Source organism: Pseudomonas sp. (genome assembly GCF_050739655.1).
Classification (GTDB): Bacteria; Pseudomonadota; Gammaproteobacteria; order Pseudomonadales; family Pseudomonadaceae; genus Aquipseudomonas.
On record NZ_JBOIBY010000370.1, the window covers coordinates 1 to 3293 of the forward strand.

Here is a 3293-nt window from a genome sequence, read left to right on the forward strand (position 1 = left end):
CCACAAACGGTTAATCGGGCATTTTTGTGAGTGTTCACTCGGGGCCTCCCGGAGCTTGGTTTGGTTCGCACCTCCAATTTCCCGGAAAAGCCCCGAGTGAACAACCTACAGAGAGATCACAGCTAGCCTGCTAGCGATGCAGACGCCACGGTCTACCCGCCCGGCGCCAACCCAAAAAACGCCTGAATCAACCGCAAATCCCGCCGCCGCTCCAGGCACCCCATCATGTGCCGGTTCACCAACCCCTCACCAATGATCGGCACCGCCGCCACTCGCGGGTCATGGCTGACTTCCACCGACGACACCACGCCCACTCCCAACTCTGCGGCAACGGCCTCGGTCACCGCTTCTCGACTGTCCAGTTCCAGCAAAACCCGTGGGTGCACATTCGCCTGGCCGCAGGCCTCATCGAATGTTCGCCGGGTAATCGAACTCGGCTCACGCAACACCATGATCACCTGATCCAGCTCCTTGAGCTGCACGCCCTTGGTCTTGCGCGCCCACGGATGCCCGTCGGGTACCAGCGCACAAATCCGTGACTCGTTCAGGGCCTGCAAATGCAGGCCCTTGCGCGGCTCAACTTCAGTGAGTACCGCCACGTCGGCATGCTCGGACAACAGCGCGGCGAGGGTTTCCTGAGCGTTGCCCAGACGCAGGTTCACGGTAATCCCCGGATAGCGCGCGCGCAGGCTGGCAAGCATCGGCATGACCATGTGCGGGCCGTCCGCCGCCACCTCCAGGCGCCCGGTCAGCAATTGGCGGTTGGCCTCAAGCATCACCTGCGCCTCTTCGGCCAGGCTGAACATCGCCCGGGTGATCGCCGCTAATTTAGTGCCCTCTTCCGTCAACTCCACCCGGCGCGCGGTACGGCGCAACAGGGTGATCTGGTAGTGCTCCTCCAGCGCCTTGATGTGACCGGTGACCGCCGGCTGGCTGATGAACAGCCGCGCGGCGGCGCGGGTGAAGCTGCCTTCACGGGCAACCGCATCAAAGGCACGGAGCTGGAACAGATTCATGAATAACCCTCACTGATGGCTGGCATAACAACAAACAATTTGATTGATAGCTCGGCAAATTGCAATTTAAGCCCCGTAGCTTCATCCCATCGATTGCGAGGACACGAGAATGAGTATTGCCGCACCCATCCTGCTCACCCCCGGCCCGTTGACCACGTCCGCCCGCACCCGTCAGGCGATGATGGTTGACTGGGGTTCATGGGATGACCGCTTCAACCAACTGACCGCCAGCCTGTGCGAGCAACTGCTGGCGATCATCAACGGCGCCGCCACTCACCACTGCGTGCCTTTGCAAGGCAGTGGCACCTTCGCTGTCGAAGCGGCAATCGGCACCCTGGTGCCTCGCGATGGCAAAGTATTGGTGCTGATCAACGGCGCCTACGGCAAACGACTGGCGAAAATCTGCGAAGTCCTCGGTCGCTCGTTCAGCACCTTCGAAACCGCCGAAGACGAACCGACCACCGCCGCCGACGTCGACCGTCTGCTGCGCGCCGACACCAGCATCACCCATGTGGCATTGATCCACTGCGAAACCAGCACCGGCATCCTCAATCCGCTGTCGGACATTGCCCAGGTCATCGCGCAACATGGCAAACGCCTGATCATCGACGCCATGAGCTCCTTCGGCGCCCTGCCGGTGGATGCGCAACAGATTCCGTTCGACGCACTGATCGCAGCTTCCGGCAAATGCCTGGAAGGTGTTCCAGGCATGGGCTTCGTCTTCGCCCGTAAAGAGTCCCTGACCAGCGCCGCCGGTAACTCGCATTCGTTGGCGATGGACCTTCATGACCAGCACACCTACATGGCCAAGACCGGCCAATGGCGCTTCACCCCGCCGACCCACGTGGTCGCTGCGCTGCACGAAGCCCTGCTGCAATACAACGAAGAAGGCGGCCTGCCGGCGCGACACGAACGCTACGCCGCCAACTGCCAGGCGTTGATGGAAGAGATGAGCAAGCTGGGCCTGCGCAGCTTCCTGCCTGCCGCCATCCAGGCGCCGATCATCGCCACCTTCCACGCCCCGAAAGATCCGCGCTACCAGTTCAAGGAGTTCTACGAACGGGTCAAGGCAAAGGGCTACATCCTCTACCCCGGCAAACTGACCCAGGTCGAAACCTTCCGCGTCGGCTGCATCGGCCATGTCCAGCCAGCCGAGATGCGCGAAGCCGTCGCGGCCATCGGTGAAGTGTTGCGCGAGATGGAAGTGCTCGACATCTGAAACACCCCTAATCCCTGTGGGAGCGGGCTTGCCCGCGATTACGGCCTGACAGTCACCAAAGATGTCGACTGACCGGCCCCCATCGCGAGCAAGCTCGCTCCCACAGGAAAGCCGAACTCCCGAATAGCTCGATCTCACAGGAATTTATTCACCATGAACTACACCAACCCGACCCAACTTCAAGCCGCCATCCTCGACTGGGCCGGCACCGTCGTCGACTTCGGTTCCTTCGCCCCAACGCAGATCTTTGTCGAAGCGTTCGCCGAGTTCGACGTCCAGGTTTCCATCGAAGAAGCCCGTGGCCCGATGGGCATGGGCAAGTGGGACCACATCCGCACCCTGTGCGATCAACCACAAGTCGCCGAGCGTTATCGCAAAGTGTTCGGACGCACGCCGACCGACGATGACGTCACCGCCATTTACCAACGCTTCATGCCCCTGCAAATCGAGAAAATCGCCGAACACTCGGCACTGATTCCCGGCGCACTGGACACCATCGCCAACCTGCGCCAGCAAGGCATCAAGATCGGTTCCTGCTCCGGCTACCCGAAACAGGTCATGGACAAGGTTGTTGAACTGGCGGCTACCAATGGCTACGTTGCCGATCATGTGGTCGCCACGGATGAGGTACCGAACGGCCGCCCTTGGCCGGCCCAGGCCCTGGCCAACGTGATCGCCCTGGGCATCGACGATGTCGCCGCTTGCGTGAAAATCGACGACACCGTCCCAGGCATTCTCGAAGGCCGCCGCGCCGGCATGTGGACCGTGGCGCTGATCTGTTCGGGCAACGCGTTGGGTCTGGACTACGATGGCTTCCGCGCCCTCGACAGCGCAACGCTGGACAGCGAACGCAAGCGTATCCATGCCATGTTCGAAGGCTCGCGTCCGCACTACATGATCGACACTATTACCGATCTGCCGGAAGTTATTGCCGATATCAACAAGCGCTTGGCCAAGGGCGAAATGCCGCAGTCCAGCTGATATCCCGGCCACCACTACTCTGTGTAGGAGCTGCCGCAGGCTGCGATCTTTTGATCCTGGGTTTTAAAAACAAGATC

3 protein-coding genes are annotated in these 3293 nt (G+C 61.1%); 2 read left to right on the plus strand and 1 reads right to left on the minus strand.

The annotated features are described in order from the left end of the window. Window positions 1-152: 152 nt before the first annotated feature. Window positions 153-1016 (minus strand): LysR substrate-binding domain-containing protein, encoded by an 864-nt coding sequence (locus ACRESJ_RS17660; protein ID WP_431759055.1) that lies wholly within the window; start codon window positions 1014-1016, stop codon window positions 153-155. Between the two features lie 109 nt (window positions 1017-1125). On the opposite strand from ACRESJ_RS17660, the gene ACRESJ_RS17665 reads away from it, so the two are divergent. Beyond that, window positions 1126-2235 carry a 2-aminoethylphosphonate--pyruvate transaminase gene (locus ACRESJ_RS17665; protein WP_431759056.1) on the plus strand — a complete coding sequence of 370 codons (1110 nt, stop codon included), beginning with the start codon at window positions 1126-1128 and terminating at the stop codon, window positions 2233-2235. A gap of 153 nt (window positions 2236-2388) precedes the next feature. Further along, on the plus strand, window positions 2389-3216 hold the full coding sequence (gene phnX, locus ACRESJ_RS17670; protein ID WP_431759057.1) for a phosphonoacetaldehyde hydrolase: 828 nt from the start codon (window positions 2389-2391) through the stop codon (window positions 3214-3216). Window positions 3217-3293: the final 77 nt, after the last annotated feature.

What these genes read in the sequence shown, in the direction of transcription:
- ACRESJ_RS17660 (WP_431759055.1), bottom strand. Translation starts at nt 1,016, where the DNA reads ATGAATCTGTTCCAGCTCCGTGCCTTTGATGCGGTTGCCCGTGAAGGC.
- ACRESJ_RS17665 (WP_431759056.1), top strand. Translation starts at nt 1,126, where the DNA reads ATGAGTATTGCCGCACCCATCCTGCTCACCCCCGGCCCGTTGACCACG.
- phnX (WP_431759057.1), top strand. Translation starts at nt 2,389, where the DNA reads ATGAACTACACCAACCCGACCCAACTTCAAGCCGCCATCCTCGACTGG.